The sequence below is a fragment of the Amycolatopsis nivea genome (genome assembly GCF_004522235.1).
Classification (GTDB): Bacteria; Actinomycetota; Actinomycetes; order Mycobacteriales; family Pseudonocardiaceae; genus Amycolatopsis; species Amycolatopsis nivea.
In genome coordinates this window covers 227,241-242,804 of sequence record NZ_SDLT01000009.1, presented here as the reverse complement: position 1 = coordinate 242,804, position 15,564 = coordinate 227,241, and the positions used below count along the sequence as shown (strand labels likewise).

General features: G+C 66.3%; 20 protein-coding genes. 8 read left to right on the top strand and 12 right to left on the bottom strand.

The genetic code is table 11. The features are described 5' to 3' along the window. Window positions 1–52 precede the first annotated feature (52 nt). The 3 genes from EIZ44_RS13960 to EIZ44_RS13950 all read left to right on the top strand — a co-directional run bounded on the left by EIZ44_RS13960 (window position 53) and on the right by EIZ44_RS13950 (window position 2,366). Entirely contained in the window at window positions 53–1,168 is a 1,116-nt protein-coding gene (locus EIZ44_RS13960) for an FAD-dependent oxidoreductase (RefSeq protein WP_134728961.1), read from the top strand. 121 nt (window positions 1,169–1,289) lie between these two features. Further along, complete coding sequence (locus tag EIZ44_RS13955) at window positions 1,290–1,532, top strand: PLDc N-terminal domain-containing protein (RefSeq protein ID WP_037810531.1); 243 nt, start codon at window positions 1,290–1,292, stop codon at window positions 1,530–1,532. 36 nt (window positions 1,533–1,568) lie between these two features. Beyond that, on the top strand, window positions 1,569–2,366 hold the full coding sequence (locus EIZ44_RS13950; protein ID WP_240691293.1) for a nuclear transport factor 2 family protein: 798 nt from the start codon (window positions 1,569–1,571) through the stop codon (window positions 2,364–2,366). Window positions 2,367–2,420: 54 nt separating this feature from the next. On the opposite strand, the gene EIZ44_RS13945 is transcribed toward EIZ44_RS13950, so the two are convergent. Continuing rightward, complete coding sequence (locus EIZ44_RS13945; protein WP_134665055.1) at window positions 2,421–2,936, bottom strand: lytic polysaccharide monooxygenase auxiliary activity family 9 protein; 516 nt, start codon at window positions 2,934–2,936, stop codon at window positions 2,421–2,423. Between the two features lie 236 nt (window positions 2,937–3,172). On the opposite strand from EIZ44_RS13945, the gene EIZ44_RS13940 reads away from it, so the two are divergent. Then, entirely contained in the window at window positions 3,173–4,528 is a 1,356-nt protein-coding gene (locus tag EIZ44_RS13940) for an NAD-dependent succinate-semialdehyde dehydrogenase (protein ID WP_134728945.1), read from the top strand. Window positions 4,529–4,554: 26 nt separating this feature from the next. Here the strand turns inward: EIZ44_RS13940 and EIZ44_RS45490 are convergent, their stop codons facing one another. The 6 genes from EIZ44_RS45490 to EIZ44_RS13915 form a co-directional block, all read right to left on the bottom strand. After that, the gene (locus EIZ44_RS45490) at window positions 4,555–4,860 is read right to left on the bottom strand and encodes a site-specific integrase (protein ID WP_240691292.1); all 306 of its coding nucleotides are present in this window, start codon (window positions 4,858–4,860) and stop codon (window positions 4,555–4,557) included. Window positions 4,861–4,960: 100 nt separating this feature from the next. Then, entirely contained in the window at window positions 4,961–5,389 is a 429-nt protein-coding gene (locus EIZ44_RS45485) for a hypothetical protein (protein ID WP_240691291.1), read from the bottom strand. A gap of 228 nt (window positions 5,390–5,617) precedes the next feature. Next, window positions 5,618–5,968, bottom strand: a complete 351-nt coding sequence (locus EIZ44_RS46255) for a hypothetical protein (RefSeq protein ID WP_439098594.1) — start codon at window positions 5,966–5,968, stop codon at window positions 5,618–5,620. A 444-nt stretch (window positions 5,969–6,412) separates the two neighbouring features. Continuing rightward, window positions 6,413–7,156, bottom strand: a complete 744-nt coding sequence (locus tag EIZ44_RS13925; RefSeq protein ID WP_134728944.1) for a hypothetical protein — start codon at window positions 7,154–7,156, stop codon at window positions 6,413–6,415. 52 nt (window positions 7,157–7,208) lie between these two features. Then, window positions 7,209–7,604 (bottom strand): toll/interleukin-1 receptor domain-containing protein, encoded by a 396-nt coding sequence (locus EIZ44_RS13920; RefSeq protein ID WP_134728943.1) that lies wholly within the window; start codon window positions 7,602–7,604, stop codon window positions 7,209–7,211. Between the two features lie 645 nt (window positions 7,605–8,249). Beyond that, window positions 8,250–8,489 carry an AMED_5909 family protein gene (locus tag EIZ44_RS13915; protein ID WP_134728942.1) on the bottom strand — a complete coding sequence of 80 codons (240 nt, stop codon included), beginning with the start codon at window positions 8,487–8,489 and terminating at the stop codon, window positions 8,250–8,252. Between the two features lie 180 nt (window positions 8,490–8,669). On the opposite strand from EIZ44_RS13915, the gene EIZ44_RS13910 reads away from it, so the two are divergent. Beyond that, entirely contained in the window at window positions 8,670–9,437 is a 768-nt protein-coding gene (locus tag EIZ44_RS13910) for a GntR family transcriptional regulator (RefSeq protein WP_134728941.1), read from the top strand. Between the two features lie 15 nt (window positions 9,438–9,452). Beyond that, complete coding sequence (locus EIZ44_RS13905) at window positions 9,453–10,118, top strand: YdcF family protein (RefSeq protein ID WP_134728940.1); 666 nt, start codon at window positions 9,453–9,455, stop codon at window positions 10,116–10,118. On the opposite strand, the gene EIZ44_RS13900 is transcribed toward EIZ44_RS13905, so the two are convergent. The 3 genes from EIZ44_RS13900 to EIZ44_RS13890 form a co-directional block, all read right to left on the bottom strand. Then, entirely contained in the window at window positions 10,111–10,704 is a 594-nt protein-coding gene (locus tag EIZ44_RS13900) for a TetR/AcrR family transcriptional regulator (RefSeq protein WP_134728939.1), read from the bottom strand. The genes EIZ44_RS13905 and EIZ44_RS13900 overlap by 8 nt on opposite strands. Before the next feature lie 4 nt (window positions 10,705–10,708). Beyond that, window positions 10,709–11,575, bottom strand: coding sequence for an alpha/beta fold hydrolase (locus EIZ44_RS13895; RefSeq protein WP_134728938.1), 867 nt, complete (start codon window positions 11,573–11,575; stop codon window positions 10,709–10,711). A gap of 72 nt (window positions 11,576–11,647) precedes the next feature. Then, window positions 11,648–12,010, bottom strand: coding sequence for a winged helix-turn-helix transcriptional regulator (locus EIZ44_RS13890; protein ID WP_134728937.1), 363 nt, complete (start codon window positions 12,008–12,010; stop codon window positions 11,648–11,650). A gap of 82 nt (window positions 12,011–12,092) precedes the next feature. Between EIZ44_RS13890 and EIZ44_RS13885 the strand changes: the two genes are divergently transcribed. Continuing rightward, entirely contained in the window at window positions 12,093–12,932 is an 840-nt protein-coding gene (locus EIZ44_RS13885) for an NAD(P)H-binding protein (RefSeq protein WP_134728936.1), read from the top strand. Window positions 12,933–12,935: 3 nt separating this feature from the next. On the opposite strand, the gene EIZ44_RS13880 is transcribed toward EIZ44_RS13885, so the two are convergent. Then, window positions 12,936–13,334, bottom strand: a complete 399-nt coding sequence (locus EIZ44_RS13880; RefSeq protein WP_134728935.1) for a Fur family transcriptional regulator — start codon at window positions 13,332–13,334, stop codon at window positions 12,936–12,938. Window positions 13,335–13,452: 118 nt separating this feature from the next. On the opposite strand from EIZ44_RS13880, the gene EIZ44_RS13875 reads away from it, so the two are divergent. Continuing rightward, window positions 13,453–13,875 carry a Fur family transcriptional regulator gene (locus tag EIZ44_RS13875; RefSeq protein ID WP_134665034.1) on the top strand — a complete coding sequence of 141 codons (423 nt, stop codon included), beginning with the start codon at window positions 13,453–13,455 and terminating at the stop codon, window positions 13,873–13,875. Here the strand turns inward: EIZ44_RS13875 and EIZ44_RS13870 are convergent. After that, window positions 13,872–15,473: a DUF885 domain-containing protein gene (locus tag EIZ44_RS13870; protein ID WP_134728934.1), complete on the bottom strand. Its 1,602-nt coding sequence runs from the start codon at window positions 15,471–15,473 to the stop codon at window positions 13,872–13,874. The genes EIZ44_RS13875 and EIZ44_RS13870 overlap by 4 nt on opposite strands. Between the last annotated feature and the right edge of the window lie 91 nt (window positions 15,474–15,564).

Here is a 15,564-nt window from a genome sequence, read left to right as displayed (position 1 = left end):
GCCTACGAACGCCGATTCAGACCCAAACAGAAAGGTAGGGCAACCCATGACCATGACCATCACCATCGTCGGCGCCGGCCTCGGCGGTCTCAGCCTCGCCCGCGTCCTGCACGTCCACGGCATCGAAGCCACCGTCCTCGACCTCGACGCCTCCCCGTCCGCCCGCGCGCAGGGCGGCATGCTCGACATCCACGAAGACTCCGGCCAGGTCGCTCTCCGCGCCGCTGGTCTGCACGACGAATTCCGCACCCTGATCCACTCCGGCGGGCAGGAAGCCCGCGTCTACGACCGCACCGCCGCACTACTCTTCGCCGAAGAGGACGACGGCAGCGGCGAGCGGCCGGAGATCGACCGCGGGGTTCTGCGCGACCTCCTCCTCAACTCGCTGCCCGAGGGCACCGTCCGCTGGGGCATGAAGGTCACCGCCGCGAAACCGTTGTCCGGCGGACGGCATCGCCTCACTTTCGCCGACGGCACGTCTCTCACCACGGACGTCCTCGTCGGAGCCGACGGTGCCTGGTCGCGGATCCGCCCGCTGGTCTCACCGGAAAAACCGGCGTACACCGGGATCTCCTTCGTCGAGATCGACCTCCTCGACGCCGACTCCCGGCACCCGGACGCGGCAGCGCTCCTCGGCGGCGGCATGAGTTTCGCGCTCGGCGAGGACAAAGGCTTCCTCGCGCACCGCGAGCCGGACGGCAGCCTGCACGTCTACGCCGCCGTCCGCGTCCCGGAAACCTGGACCGCGTCCATCGACTTCACCGATCACGCCGCCGCCAAGGCCGCCGTGCTGAGCCACTTCGACGGCTGGTCCGACCGGCTCCGCGCCCTGGTCGAGGAGGCGGACGGCGAGCTGACTCCCCGGCTGATCCACGCGCTCCCGGTCGAGCATTCGTGGTCGCGCGTGCCCGGCGTCACGCTGCTCGGCGACGCCGCCCACGTGATGTCGCCGTTCGCCGGAGAGGGCGCGAACCTCGCCATGCTGGACGGCGCTGAGCTGGGGCTCGCCCTCGCCCGGCACCCGGACGACGTCGAACGCGCGCTCGCCGAGTACGAGGCCGCGTTGTTCCCGCGCAGCGCGAAATCGGCGGCGGAGTCGGCGCAAAGCCTCGACAGCTGTTTCCGCCCGGACGCACCGGCGGCTTTGCTCGAGCTGTTCGGAGCCTGACGTCCATAGTGGACGCGAGTACGACTTAAGCGGTACCCGGATCGAGCCGTCAAGCCGATCCGGGCCGAGCGGTTCCGCTCGCACAATGGGTTTCCGCCCGTCGTGAGAGAGGAATCGCCTGATGACCGCCGTCCTGGCCGACACCGTCCATACCGGCCTGCAGTTCGCCGCCATCGCCGGGATCGCGGTGCTGGTGGCGTTCCCGGTCTTGCTGTTCATCGGCGCGCTGGTGAGCGTGCTCGGCAGTCCGCTCGGCGCCGGGATGAAGTTCGTGTGGGTGGTCTTCGCGTTCTGCGCGCCGTTCCTCGGGCCGATGCTGTGGTTCCTGGTCGGCAAGCGGAGCGCGGAAGCCTCGTTCCGCTGACACAAGATGTCAGTGGGACGCGGTTAGCGTCCGGGCATGTATCAGGAAATGGACGCCGGCGAGTTCGCCAGGCGTTATGTCGAAGTATGGAACGAGCCCGACCCGGCCGCCCGGCGCGCGGCGATCGCTTCGTTGTGGGCCGAGGACGGGGTGCAGTTCACCGAGTCCGCGGAGTTTCGGGGCCATCAGGAGCTTGAGCGCCGGGTCAGCGAGGCTTTCGAGGAATTCGTTGGCGGGGCGGGATTTGTGTTCCGCCCCGCCGGAGACGCAGTCGGCCATCACGGCACGGTCCGGTTCAGCACCTATATGGTCCCCGCGGCAGGCGGGGAGGTCGCCTGGACCGGCTTCGTCGTGCTCGAACTCGGCGAAGACGGTCGTATCCGGCGCGACTGCCAGTTCGCCGAACCGCCGCGCCCCACGTTCCCGGACGCCCGGGCGGTCGTGGAGGAATTCCTGCGCCGGATCGAGCAGGGCGACCCGGACCGGATCGCGGAGCTTTTCGCGGAACCGGTCGACTGGCGGTTGAGCTGGCCGGAACCAGCGCATCCCGTGGTGCCGTGGATTCGTCCCCGTTCCTCGCGCGCGGACATCGCGGACCACTTCCGGACGCTCGGAAGTGCTTGTGTGCCAGAGGAAAGCGACGTCCGGTTCGACCGGATCCTGGTCGACGGCGCGGACGCGGTGTTCTTCGGGACGAGCACCCAAACGGTCAGGTTGACCGGCAAACGCTTCACAACCGGCTTGGCGGTGCGCGTAACCGTCAGCGGCGGGCAGATCACGCGGTACCACGTTTACGAAGACAGTCTCGCCGTCGCCGAGGCGTTCGCCGGATGAAGCGCCGGGCAGCCGGAGCGGGGATTCCGCCCGGCTGCCCGGCATTCCGCGCGGTCAGGAAACGTTCAGGTCGATGCAGGCGTAGAACGCGTTGCCGGTGTCCGCGATGTTCCACACCGCGAGCACCTTCTGCTGTCCGGTGTAGCCGCTCAGGTCGACCTGGTGCGACACGGTTTCCCCTGGTGCGTGGCCGCCGCCGTCGAAGCTCGCGACCATCGTGTCGCCGATGAAGTACTCGTAGTCGAGGGTGGCGTGCCGCGCGGTGAACACCCAGTTGAAGGTCACCTGGGTGCCGACCGGGGTGACCTTCCAGCCCTTGCTGTCGTCGTCGAGGTCGGCGAACCGCTCGTTGCCGCCGCTGCAGCTGTGCAGCCCCTTCGGGCCCTCGACGCTCTGCGGTTCCCATTTGATGTCGCCGCAGGACACTGTTCCGTCGGCGCACTGGGCCTGTCTGCTCGGCGGGGAGTTGACGTAGCCGTGCGCGCTGGCGATGCCGGGGCCGATCAGCATCAGCACCGGGGCGAGGACCGCGCCGCCGAGCGCGGCGAGCATCGTGCGTTTGCGGGGCATGGTGGCTCCTTCGAAGCCGGGCCCGCTCCCGCGCCGGAGGGCGGCCGGACGAGCCACGGCACGACCGACGAGCCCGCGGTGGGGTGGTGCGCGGGCGGAGGGGTGGGGAGATTTGTGGTCTAGACCATACTCGCGCGCCCGCGCTCGGTCAAGGATCGGCTACCCTGCGTCATCTATACACGGGATACTGTATGCAATAGAATGTCGGCGAGGATGCCGACCGCAGGGAGACCGCGATGTACACGGTGACCGACCCGGCCACGGGCCAGCTGATCGAGGAAATCGAGAACGCGACCGATGCGGAGGTTCGCGCGGCGATCGAGCGCGTCGACCGCGGATATCGCAGCTGGCGGGCGCGTCCGGTCGCGGAACGAGCAGCGATCGTCGCGCGTGCCGCGGACCTGTTCGAGCAGCGCGCCGACGAGCTGGCCGCGATCATGACCTTGGAGATGGGCAAGCGGATCAACGAGGGGCGCGGCGAGGTCGGGATCGTCGTGGACATCTTCCGCTACTACGCGGAACGAGGCCCGGACCTCATCGCCGACCAGCCGCTCCCGATCCGCGGCGGTTCCGCGGTGATCCGCAAGGAGCCGATCGGTGCGCTGCTGGGCGTGATGCCGTGGAATTTCCCGTGCTATCAGGTCGCCCGGTTTGTCGCGCCGAATCTGGTTCTGGGCAATACGATCCTGCTCAAGCACGCGTCGATTTGCCCGCGTTCGGCGCTGGCGATCGAGAAAATCCTGCAGGAAGCAGGCGTACCGGACGATGTGTACGTGAACACCTTCGCGTCCAGCCGCCAGGTCCCGATGATTCTCGCTGACCCACGGATTCAAGGCGTTTCCCTGACCGGCAGCGAACAAGCTGGTATCTCGGTGGCGGCCGAAGCGGGCCGAAACCTGAAGCGATGCGTGCTGGAATTAGGCGGCGCGGACCCGTTGCTGGTGCTCGACACCGCGGATCTGGACGAAACAGTGCGCGCTGTCGCGACCGCGCGGATGCGTAACTGCGGGCAGTCCTGTAATGCGCCGAAGCGGATTATTGTCCAGTCTGACCTTTATGACGAATTCGTGGACCGGTTCACTAAGCGGGTCGCGGACTATTACGTCCCCGGGGATCCCGCCGACCCGTCCGCGAAGCTGCCTCCGCTGGCTTCCGTCGCCGCAGCGGACGAGGTCGCCGCTCAGGTCGCCCGCGCAGTGGAGCAAGGCGCGACCTTGCGGACCGGCGGTCGTCGTGGCGAGGGTGCTTATTTGGAAGCGACTGTCCTGACTGATGTCACGCCGCAGATGGACGCTTACCGGGAGGAGATCTTCGGACCGGTGGCGATCCTGTTCCGTGCTGAATCGGATGATCATGCCATCGAGATCGCCAATGACTCGCCGTTTGGTTTGGGAGCGGCGGTGTTCGGGACTGATCCGGCTCGATTGCGCCGGGCCGCGGATCGGCTGGAGGCGGGGATGGTGTATTTCAACAAATCCGGCGGGTCGCAAGCGGATTTGCCGTTCGGCGGAATCAAGCGCTCGGGAATGGGGCGGGAGCTGGGACCGTCGGGGGTTGAGGAATTTATGAACCAGAAATCTATACGCCTCTGACCTGATGTTTGTTGCTTTTTGCCCCGTCAGGCCGTCACGGAATCCTGGGCCGTCCCTTGCGGCCAGCGGGCTTGAACACCCGGTTTGTGGCCGCCCGGGCCCGCTTGTGGCTCGACGGGACGAGGTGCATGTTCGATTCGGAGCGTGTAGCCAGGGTCGTGGTGACCGAGGTGTTCGGCGACCTCCTTGATCGAGACGCCGTTGGCGAGCATCGTGGAGGCGAAGAAATGCCTCATGGCGTGCATTCCGTCCCGCCGTTCGACGTTGTCGTGTCCCGTACCCGCGAAGGCTGGCCGCCAGACGTCGTACGTGAAATTGGCACCCTTGATCACGTTCCTGATCGGCTGCCCGCGTAGACGCTGCGCTTGGTTGTTCGGGCGATCAGAACGCGCACGGTCTTGGGCCGGTCACTCGGTTCGAGCCAGGGGAGCGTCAGCGTGACGGGCTCGAAAGTGGCCATGTGGTCGTCGATGTCGTCGAGCACGCCCTGGCCGAGCGGCAGCACACGCGTCTTGCCGCCCTTGGGCGGGGAGAACACCGGCTGAGTGCCGATCCACCGATCTGACGCTGAACGTTCACGATCATCTCGTCTCGGTCGTCGTCCGGGCTGAACCCGAAGATCTCCATCTGCCGCAGCCCGATGCCGGCCCCGAGCAGCACCGCGACGGTGTACTCGGCTGGCAGTGCGAGCCGCACCGCGCGGACCCGGCTGTCCGGCCACGGGATGACCTTCCGCGGGACGGCCTTGGGCCGCTTGACGCTCTTCGCCCGGCACGGGTTCGCCCGGATCTTCTTGTCTTCGTAGGCCTCCTGGAGGATGGCGGACACGGTGTCGAAGAGCACCGCGCGGGTGTACGCCATCAGGCCGCGCCCGCCTTCGCTCTTCGGCCGTTCCAACTAGTCGAGCCAGTTACGAATGGTGTCGGTCTTCGCAGCCACCTTGAGCGGCTTGCCGCCGAGGAACGGGAAGATCCCGGTCCTGAGGTGGTTGCTGACGGTCTGCTGCGTCCCGCGTTGGCGGACTGGCACTTGCGCCACTGGGCCGTGTAGTCGCGGAACTTCTCTTCGCCGGACTCGGCCGAGATGTACTCACCGGCCCGGCGCGTCGTGTTGCATCTTGGTCAGGAAGGTCTTGGCCTTCGTGAGTTGCTTGTCCGGAAAGAACTTGCCCCGTTCGTTGCCCTCGGGGTCGTAGTAGCGGATCTTGTACCGGTCGCCCTTGCCGAACAGTTCCGTCTTCTCGCGGACGGGGTGACCCTTGGCGTTCAAGACCGGCTTACCGTACTCGTCTTCCTTCTGCCGCCACCATCGATCTTGCGACGGCCGAAACTTGCCCGTGAACTCCCACCCCACTGTCGTCTTTGCGACCTTGCGCCGAGGCAGGTTCGGCGCGTCCTGCCGCCGCCTGGTCGACTGCTTCACCGCCTTGCGCTCCGGCACGTCGAGAGCGGGCAGGCGACCGGTCAGGCTCCGAGGCCCGCAGCTCCGCGTCCACGCCCGCGACCTCCGCCCACAGCTCGTCAGCCTCTGCCTCATCCCCGGCCGCCATCACGTCGCGGTAGTGAGCGGCCAGGTCGGCCCGGTAGGTCAGCAGCTCGGTTTGGGTCTTCGAGGGCTTCTCCCGGGTGAATATTCGCCAATCGATCCGATTGCGACTGCAACACGCCATGGATAACCATTCAGCTGTCTACTTCACATAGCCCCGTCTATGATCTTGCTGGTCGGTTAAATTTTCGTGACGCCCGTCATCCCGTCGCCCGGCTATTGTGCTGCGCTGAGGGCGGTAGGATGGCAAGTTCGGCCGACTGATGTGCGCGAGGGTTTGGCTCAGCGCGGCCTAAAGCCAGACATTACCAGGCGACGGGGTGACGACCAAGCGGGTTGCTACTGTAACCCTTCTTGATCGTCGGGGTAGATCCTATCCACCTCTTCGAGCCAGCTCTTGTAGTGACTTCGCGACTCGTAAAACATCAAAAGTCCCGCATTCATGCGGCTCAAGACTTTATCGAGGTCCTTTGAGAACCCCTTTCCGCCTTCAATCGATGTCATCATGGACTCCGTGGTGCTAGTAGCCTCAAGTGATTTCTCTGCCATTTCGCGAACATTCTTAAGAAAATCTAGAACATCTCGATTTTCTGGGTTATTGGCCTCGCCACTGGCGCCAACCATGCGAATTACGGATATAATGCCTGGGCTAATTCCCTGAATTACTTCACGTAGCTCGTCGCTGGTCCTGAATGACTCGTCAACGACGGGCTTGAGTTCATTCGCGAGCCGCCTGGCTACGGCAAGACGTTGGCCGAATGACGTTGCATCTGCGATAGGCCGAGTCGCGTTCGAAACAAGATCGTTGAATTGGCCGATCTCTTCGCCGTAAGTGCTCGCCAGGATGCCCACGCGGGGCAGGTGTTCTTCCGCTTTGGCGATCTCCTCAAGGGTGCCTTCCCTCAATTCTGGGTCTTCAGTAATGAATCCCGCGTCGGTGTCAATTAGTGCACTTGAACTATCGATATCTGATTGTTCGTCAAGCGCTTCTTCAATTCGCTGGGCGATCTGTTCGACGATCAACATCCATGACGAAGAACCGACTTCTTCACTGCGAAGACCGGATGCGTCTTTCCATTGCAATCGTTTAATGTCAGACCATTGTTCATCATTGGAAAAAAGTCGGTCGATTCGATCATGGGGGAAATAAAAGGATTGGGATTACAAGCTTGCGGCCCTCACGAGTAGGTAAGAATGCAAAGAAGCTTGCCAGTTCCTCTCGACATGCGGGACTTCGAAGGTATGATGGTGATATAAAGGCAAGTAGCACGGTGGCGTTATTTAGGCCTGCGCGAATCCTGTCGCGCCAGTTCTCGCCAAGGCGAATCGATTCTGTGTCAAAAAATATTCCGACTTCCAATCCGGTCAGGCTTGCGTAGGTGTCCGCTATCCCTTCGGCAAGCTTCTTCACTCGGCCGTATGAAGAATCATCATCCTTATGTGCATATGAGACGAACACTGAAACATCGTTACCGGCAACTACGTGCCGAGTCGGCGAGGTATCGTTGTTCTCATCGGTGCTCAATGGCACGTCACCTCCATGTCTGCAGAATTTGGCTCTATGGGATCAAGGCGCGTCGCCAGCGGCGGCGCGCACGTCACCACCCATGCGGTGGGCTCGCCCTCATGCGACACGGACGGCTTGCCGCTCCGCTTCGGCCGCCGGTCGCCGGGCGGCCCGCCGGAGAGTCGGCCGCGTACGCGCGCCGCCGCGAGGTGGTTGATCCACGCGTCCCCATACGGCCAGAGACGTCGGCGAGTCGATCAGTGTTACGCCGTTCGGCGTCACGATCGGTTGACCGCTCCTTCGTCAGCAATCGTTTAACACCGGCCGACCGCCATCAAGGGCGCCTGCGGCGTCGCTGCGCGATGGACGCAAGCGCCCACCCTTGACCTCGGCCCTCCGGCGCTAACAGCAGCGGGGACGAGGAAGACGGGGAAGAGTCGCCACGAGGTTAGACGGGGCACAGGGACAGCGGGAAGCCAGGCCGTCTACAGGCCGTCAGACGTCCAGACAGGCCCGGACGCGACCGGACCCAACAGACGCAAAGAGCAGGTCAGAGGCAGTATGCCCAAGAACGCGTCCAGGCCCACCGACCGCCTGGATAGTTCATGAACCAGAAGTCGATCCGGCTCTGAGCTGTAGCGGTCCGCGGACGGCGAAGTCGCGTGTGGACTAATTCCTGTCTTCCTCGGGCGGAGGGGAAAACCGGGCAGCCTGACGCTCCTCGTAACTGACCCAGTAGAGGGCTTCGTGATGATGCCCGCGGTCGTAGTCCGCGACAGTTTGATACATCCGCGCGTTCGCGAGGTGGAAGGCGGCCCAAGTCGCACGGGTCGCGTTGGGCGCCGGACGCCGGGCTGTCGCAGCGGAGTGCGCGTCGTGCAGGGTCGCGGGTTCAGCTTTGTTCGCCATGGTCCATGCCCTTCCGCTGGCACGTTTGGTTGCTGGAGCCTGCGAGGCGAGGCTCTGGAGTAGAAGTAGTTCTATTAGGCGCGCGGTCGACTAGGTTGTCAATAGAACTACTTCTATCTAGTCTGACGGGTCAGGACGTTCTGATACCGCTAGCGTTATCGCCGCACGGAGGAGGATGACGTGGGCATTGGGTACCGTGACCTGGCCGCGAGCCTGCGCGACGCGATCCAGCGGGGCGAATACGCACCGGACTCGACGCTGCCGAAGCAGGAGGAACTGGCTCAGGAGCACGGCGTCAACGTCAACACAGTGCGCAAAGCCGTGAGTGTCCTCGAGGCTGAGGGGCTGGTCACGCCGGTCCGACGCCGCGGCACGGTCGTTCGCGCGCGTCCGCCGATGAAGCGTCTCGGTGCTGATCGCTACGCCAAGAGCAAGTGGAAGTACGGCGAAACTGTCGCGTTCGTCGCTGACCGCGAGGCGTCCGGTCGCGAGTGGAAGCTAACCGATCAGACGCAGACCGTTACGCAGATCGAGGCTGACGCGGAGATCGCCGAAGCTCTAGGCGTCGAAATCGGCTCGCCCGTTTACGAGCGTGCGCGCTTGGTCAAGGAGTCGGGCCACCCGACGCATACGCTCTCCAGCTACTACCGCCCAGAAGACGTTGAGGGCACTCGCCTCGTCGACGAGACTGCGGGGCCAGCCGGTCGTGGCGGCGGCTTTCTGGTACTTACCCTGCAGGGGCTCGAACCCGACACGATCAGCGAGACCGTCTGCTCGCGCATGCCCACGCCCGTCGAGATCGAGACGCTGGAACTCCCCGCGGGAGAACCGGTGATGGTTTTGGAACGCCGCACATTCACGGCCAAGGGCCGGGTCGTGGAGTTCGCGCGCGGCGTCCATGCGGCGAGCCGGTTCTCCTGGTCCTATACCTTCAAGATCCCCGATTGACTCCGGAGTCCTCGCATGCCTGAGCGCTCGACCACCGTGCCGGAGCACCTCCGCGCCGACGTCCAAACGCTCTGGGATTACCACGACCTGCACCACGAACTCCGGCCGACGGACGTCGGGATCGGCCTGGGCAGCCACGACCTCGGTGTCGCTACTTACACAGCGGAGCTGTACCACCAGGGCAGCTTTCCTCGGATCGTGTTCACCGGAGCCAATGCGCCGACAACCGTGGAGCGATTCCCTCGCGGCGAAGCCGTGCACTACCGGGAGCGCGCGTTGGAACTGGGTGTTCCAGAGGATGCGATCCTCCTCGAACCAACGGCACGCAACACCGGAGACAACATCGCGCGAAGCCGAGAGTTGCTGGAGGCGTGGGGCATCGAGGTCAAGTCCGTCACGCTGATCTCGCGCCCCTACCAGCAACGGCGGGCGTACGCGACGTGCAAGAAGCTCTGGCCCGACATCGACGTTCTCTGCGCCTCCCAGCCATTGCCGCTGGACGAATACGTCCGGAGCATCGGCGACGCAGACCGGGTCATCAGCATGCTGGTCGGCGACACGCAGCGGATAAGCCTCTATGCCCAGCGAGGATTCGCGATACCCCAAGACCTTCCGGAGCAGGTTGAGCGAGCGTTCGAGAGCTTGGCAGCACACGGATACACCGCCCGGCTCCTCACCTAGGAACCAGCAACCCGCTCAACCACCCGGCAAAAACCTGCTGCGCATCCCCCCGCACCCGCTCCGGGTCGTCGGCGTGCGCGATCATCCGCGCCGCCTCCATCACCGCCGCCAAGACCAGCTGCGCCAAAGCATCCACCGGCGTATCCACAATCAACCCGGCATCCCGGGCAGCCGTCAGGTGCTCCGCGACCAACCCCAAGCCGTACTCGGCCTCCAGATCGCGCCAGGCGTCCCACCCCAGCACAGCCGGGGCGTCGGTCAGCGAGATTCGCCGGACATCGGGGCGCAGGCAAGCGTCCAGGAACACCCCCAGCGCGGCAGAAAGACCGGAAAGCGGATCCGGCGCACCGTCAAGGACGTCCGAGACCTCGACGGTCAGTTCGCGTTCCAGCACTTCGACGACGGCCCGGAACAGGCCTTGTTTGTCGCCGAAGTGGTGGTACAGCGCGCCCCGCGTGACGCCTGCCGTGCGCGTGATTTCTTCGGCCGGCACGTCGTGGTAGCCGCGTGCGCCGAAGAGGTCTCGGGCGGCCTTGATCAGTGCGGCTCGCGTCGCGTCGGAGCGTTCTTGCTGGGTACGTCGCACGCACCTAATCTGCCATGGCGGCGGCGAAGCGCGTGATGTGCCCGGCCAGTGCGTCCGGCTGATCCTCCGAGACGAAGGTGTACGAGTCCGCGACCTCGACCAGTTCCGCGTCCGGCAGCACCTCCGCCAGGCGGTGCGCGAGGCTGATCGGGAACAGCTTCTCTTCGGGCGGCCAGACCAGCAGTACCGGACGCTTGAACTGGCGCAGGTTCTCCGCCGCGGCGAGGGTGTGCTTCGAGTCGACGGTGCGCAGGAACTTGCGCAAATCCCTTCGCAGACCAGGGGATTTCCGCAGTTTGCCCAGATACTCTTCGGCGACGTCCGGCGGCAGCGGGCGTTTCGTGACCCAGCCGAACAGCAGCGGCAGCCGGTACAGCGCCTTGATCCGCAGCAACTGGCCGAGCACCGCCATCGAACCCGGCACGCGGGCGAGCACCGGCAGCGGCTGGAAGATCGGCGGGAAGAAGTACTCGAAGCTGTCCGACGGCGTCAGCACGACCCGGCCGACCCGTTCCGGATACCGCGCGAGCAGCAGTTGCGTGATGGCGCCGCCGGTGTCGTTGGCGACCAGGATGACGTCTTCCAGGTCCAGTGCCGTGAGGAAGTCTCCCAGGAGGGTGGCGAGGCCGGCGGCGCTGAGGTCGGCGTCCGAGCGCATCGGCACCGGGTGCGCGCCCAGCGGGAGATCCGGGGCCAGGCACCGGAATCCGGCGTCCGCGACGGCCGGGACGACCTTGCGCCACAGCAGGGCGTTGGTGAGTACGCCGTGCACGAAAACGACCGGACGGCCGTGTCCGCGCTCGAAGTACCGGAGTTCGCCTTGGGGGAGGTTGACGTGCCGGGCAGTGCCCAGGTCTTCGTATGCGCTCATGCTGGCGAAGATACATACATGCAGTCTGTATGTAAATTACCTCTGGGGTAATGCGGGGCCTGACCAGGGCGGTTACCGGGCGTCCAGCCGCCGGGTGACCCGGTCGAACAGGTCGTCCAGGGGTTCGCCGAGGTCCTGGCCGAACTCGGTCAGGCCGTAGGTGACCTGAGGCGGGGTGGTCGGCTCGACGCGCCGCCAGACGAGGCCGTCCTCGACCAGTGCGCGCAGGGACTGGGCGAGCATCTTCTCGCTGATGCCGCGGATGCTTTCGCGCAGTTCGAAGAACCGGAGTTCCTTGTCCCGCAACGAGATCAGGATCCAGATTCCCCACCGGCTGGTCACGTGGTCGATCACGGCACGCGCGGGGCAGTCGGTGTGAAACACCTCATAACGCGGCGTCGGGACGGCCGGGGTGAACTGCGCGCTTCCTGTCACGTATCGAGCTTACCGAAAGGTATGTCCTTACGAAGAGTAAGCGGATCGGCCTAGCGTCGGCGGCCTACGAAGGGAGCTGTTCATGATCGTGGTGACCGGGGCGACCGGAAACATCGGCCGGCCGTTGGTGCGGGCGCTCGCCGACGCGGGCGAGCAGGTGACGGCGGTGTCGCGGCGGGCCGCTGAGGTGCCGGAAGGGGTCCGGCACGTCGTGGCAGACCTGGCGGATGCGGCCAGTCTCGAACCCGCGCTGACCGGGGCGAAAGCGTTGTTCCTCTTGCTGTCCGGCGATCTGCACGCGGTCGGCGCGAACCCCGTCGATCTCGTCCCGAAGGCCGCGGATGCTGGGGTGCGCCGGGTTGTTCTGCTGTCGACCCTAGGCGTGGCGACCAGGCCGTTCGGCACAACGCGGATCGCGATGCGCGAACTCGAGGACGCCGTGCGCGAATCGGGTCTGGACTGGGTGATCCTGCGGCCGGGCGGGTTCGCCTCCAATGCGCTGTGGTGGGCGGAATCCGTTCGCACGCAAGGAATTGTCGCCGCGCCGTTCGGTGACACCGGGGTGCCGATCATCGATCCGGCGGACATCGGCGAGGTCGCCGCGGCTTGCCTGCGCGACCACCGGCACGTCGGCGGTGTGTACGAGCTGACCGGGCCGGCGGTGATCACGCCGCGTCAGCAAACGGAGGCGCTGGCCGCCGCGCTGGGCAAACCGGTGCGGTTCCGGGAGCTGACCCGCGCCGAGGCCAAGGCGGGCATGATGCAGAGCATGCCGGGCGAACTCGCCGACGACACCTTGGACATCCTCAGCTCGCCGACTCCGGCCGAACTGCGCGTGAGCCCGGACGTCGAACGGATTCTCGGCCGCGCGCCGCGGTCCTTCGCCGACTGGGCGGCCCGCAATATCGCCGCGTTCCGCTGAGCCTTACTCGGCCGGATCGCAGCGCGAGCACAGGCCGGACACCGCCTCCTCAGCGGATTCCGTCGGCGCGCCGGGGATCGCCTCCAGCCGGCCGCATTGGCGGCACAGCAGGTGCCGGTGGTCGAAGCCGGAAAGCTCGTAGCGTTGCGCGACGCCGACGTGGTCGAAGCGGTGCACGAGGCCGGCGGTGACGCCGGTGGTCAGCACGTCGTGGACGCCCCTCGTGGACGCCATCGACAGCCGTTCGCGGACCAGCGGCAGCAGTTCCGCGACGGTGACGTGCGGGTTTTCGGCCAGCACTTCCAGCACGACCTGCCGGGCGGTCGTCACGCGCAGGCCGGCGCGCCGGAGCCGGGTTCCGGCGTCGGCGCTGGACGGAATGGGTGCGGAGGTCGTGAGCACGCCTCCTTTGTAGTCCCCAAAGTTGATCCAGTCAAATGTAAGAACGGGTCAACTCTGGGACTGTGAGCCAGTGCACGCCAGAATTGATTCGGTCAAGTCTGGGGGTACGATCCGGGCCATGGACGAGTTCGGGACGCGGTTGCGCGACAAGGGTCTGCGCAACACGCCGCAGCGGCGTGCGGTGCTGGCCGCGGTCGCGCGGACCCCGCACGTCACGGCCGCGGAAATCGCGACGGTGCTCGACGCCGACGGGGCCGTCGGCGCGTTGTCCAGGCAGGGCCTCTACAACGTGCTCGACGACCTCGTCGGCGCCCGGCTGCTGCGCCCGCTCGAACCGGCGGGCTCGCCCGCGCGGTTCGAACTCGAAACCCACGACAACCACCACCACCTGGTCTGCCGCGGCTGCGGCCGGATCCAGGACGTGCCCTGCGCGATCGGAGCCGCGCCGTGCCTCGAACCCGGTCCGGTGCCCGGTTTCCGGGTGGACCAGGCGGAGGTCACGTGGTGGGGGATGTGCGCGGAGTGCGAGGCCAAGGCTTAACGCAGCGCGTCCTGCAGCGCCGCGAGCCCGACCGGGCCGACGGCCAGCGCGTCCTCGTGCCATTGGCGCAAGGTGAACCCGGGTTTGGGGGCGGCTTCGGCCCGCGCCCGCAGCCAAGCGCGTTCGCCGATCTTGTACGAGATCGCCTGGCCCGGCCAGCCGAGGTAGCGCACGATTTCGGCGTGCACCCGGTGTTCGGCGGCCAATCCGCGCTCGTGCAGGAACCGGCAGGCGGTGTCGAAGTCCCAGCGGGAACCGTCCGGCAGCGGCAGATCGAGGTGCGAGCCGAGGTCGATCACGACGCGCGCGGCCCGCAGCGCCGAACCGGCGAGCATGCCGAGCCGGGTGCCGCGTTCGGAGAACCAGCCCAGTTCGTCGGCGAGGCGTTCGGCGTACAGCGCCCAGCCTTCCGCGTGCCCGCTCACTGAATGGACGCGTGCGTAGCGGCTCACCGAGTCCCCGGCCAGGCCCGCGACGCCGATCTGCAGATGGTGTCCGGGAACGCCTTCGTGGAACACCGTCGTCAGCTCGGACCAGGTCGCGAAGCGTTCCCGTCCGCCCAGCGGCCACCACGTGCGGCCGGGACGGGTGCCGTCCTCGGCGGGTCCGGTGTAGTACGGCGAACCCGACGCGGAGCCGTACGCGAGCACGACGTCCAAGGCGCGCAACGGTTCCGGGATGTCGAAGTGCTCGCTAGCCGCTTCCAGTGCCCGGTCGTGCGCCGCGCGTAGCCAGTCCAAATAGGACTCTTCACCGTCCACCGCGCACTCTTTGTCCAGCAGCGCCAACACTTCCGCGACGCTCGCGCCGGGCTGGATTTTCGCCACCTCGGCGGCGATTTCCGTTTCGATGCGCTGAAGTTCCGCCCAGCCCCATTCGTAAGCCTCAGCGAGATCCAGGTCCGCACCAAGGGAAAGCCGGGCCGCGACGGCGTAGCGTTCCGCGCCGACACCGTCGGTTTCGGTGGCGTGCGGGGCGTAATCCTCGCGCAGGAACCGGGCGAGCGCCGCATAACCGCGGTGGGCGGCGTCGGCCCCGGCGCGCAGCTCGGCAGCCTGCGGTCCGTCGCCGTACTCCTCGACGAGTGCATTGTGGACTCCGGCATACCGCTCGGCTTGCGCTGCCGTTTCCAGCGCTTGGCGGCGGGCTGCGCGCAGGCCGCGGTCGAGACCGGCCTGCAGCGTCTTCTGCCAGCCGGTGAGCATCGTTTCGACGCCGGTCATCCGGACCGCGACGACGTGCCAGTCGTCCGCGTCGCGGCGCGGCAGCAGCCGGACCGAATCGGCGATCGAATTCAGCGTGCCGAAATGCGCCTGTACCTGGCGGAACGGTTCGTCCAGCTCGTGCCAGGCCAATTCGGCCTCGAGGCTGTTCCGCAGGTGCGCGGACGCGATCCGGTCCGCGCGGGACTTGGGGGTCAGCGTCGCGAGAGCGGCGAGCGTGCGGCGGGCCAGGTCGGCGCGGGCCGCGAAACCGTCCGGGGTGAGGTCGGTGAGCGCGGTCGCGTCGGTGGTCACGCCGTCCAGGGTCGCGGCGATCGGGTCGAGCGCTGCCTCAGCCGTGACGTGGTCGGCGGAGAGCTGAAAAATCGGGGTCACGCCGCCACGGTAGCCGGGAGCCGCCGCCCGAATATAGAGACGTTCGCGGGGTGCGGACGCTGGTATAGAGAGCGAATGCCCGCGCCGGTAC

Excerpts from the sequence above, each read along its gene's own strand:
- EIZ44_RS13915 (WP_134728942.1), bottom strand. The coding sequence starts at position 8,489 with ATGGCGAACAAAGCTGAACCCGCGACCCTGCACGACGCGCACTCCGCT.
- EIZ44_RS13960 (WP_134728961.1), top strand. The coding sequence starts at position 53 with ATGACCATCACCATCGTCGGCGCCGGCCTCGGCGGTCTCAGCCTCGCC.
- EIZ44_RS13895 (WP_134728938.1), bottom strand. The coding sequence starts at position 11,575 with ATGAGCGCATACGAAGACCTGGGCACTGCCCGGCACGTCAACCTCCCC.
- EIZ44_RS13950 (WP_240691293.1), top strand. The coding sequence starts at position 1,569 with ATGTATCAGGAAATGGACGCCGGCGAGTTCGCCAGGCGTTATGTCGAA.
- EIZ44_RS13875 (WP_134665034.1), top strand. The coding sequence starts at position 13,453 with ATGGACGAGTTCGGGACGCGGTTGCGCGACAAGGGTCTGCGCAACACG.
- EIZ44_RS13885 (WP_134728936.1), top strand. The coding sequence starts at position 12,093 with ATGATCGTGGTGACCGGGGCGACCGGAAACATCGGCCGGCCGTTGGTG.
- EIZ44_RS45485 (WP_240691291.1), bottom strand. The coding sequence starts at position 5,389 with ATGGCGTACACCCGCGCGGTGCTCTTCGACACCGTGTCCGCCATCCTC.
- EIZ44_RS13955 (WP_037810531.1), top strand. The coding sequence starts at position 1,290 with ATGACCGCCGTCCTGGCCGACACCGTCCATACCGGCCTGCAGTTCGCC.
- EIZ44_RS13940 (WP_134728945.1), top strand. The coding sequence starts at position 3,173 with ATGTACACGGTGACCGACCCGGCCACGGGCCAGCTGATCGAGGAAATC.
- EIZ44_RS13905 (WP_134728940.1), top strand. The coding sequence starts at position 9,453 with ATGCCTGAGCGCTCGACCACCGTGCCGGAGCACCTCCGCGCCGACGTC.
- EIZ44_RS13945 (WP_134665055.1), bottom strand. The coding sequence starts at position 2,936 with ATGCCCCGCAAACGCACGATGCTCGCCGCGCTCGGCGGCGCGGTCCTC.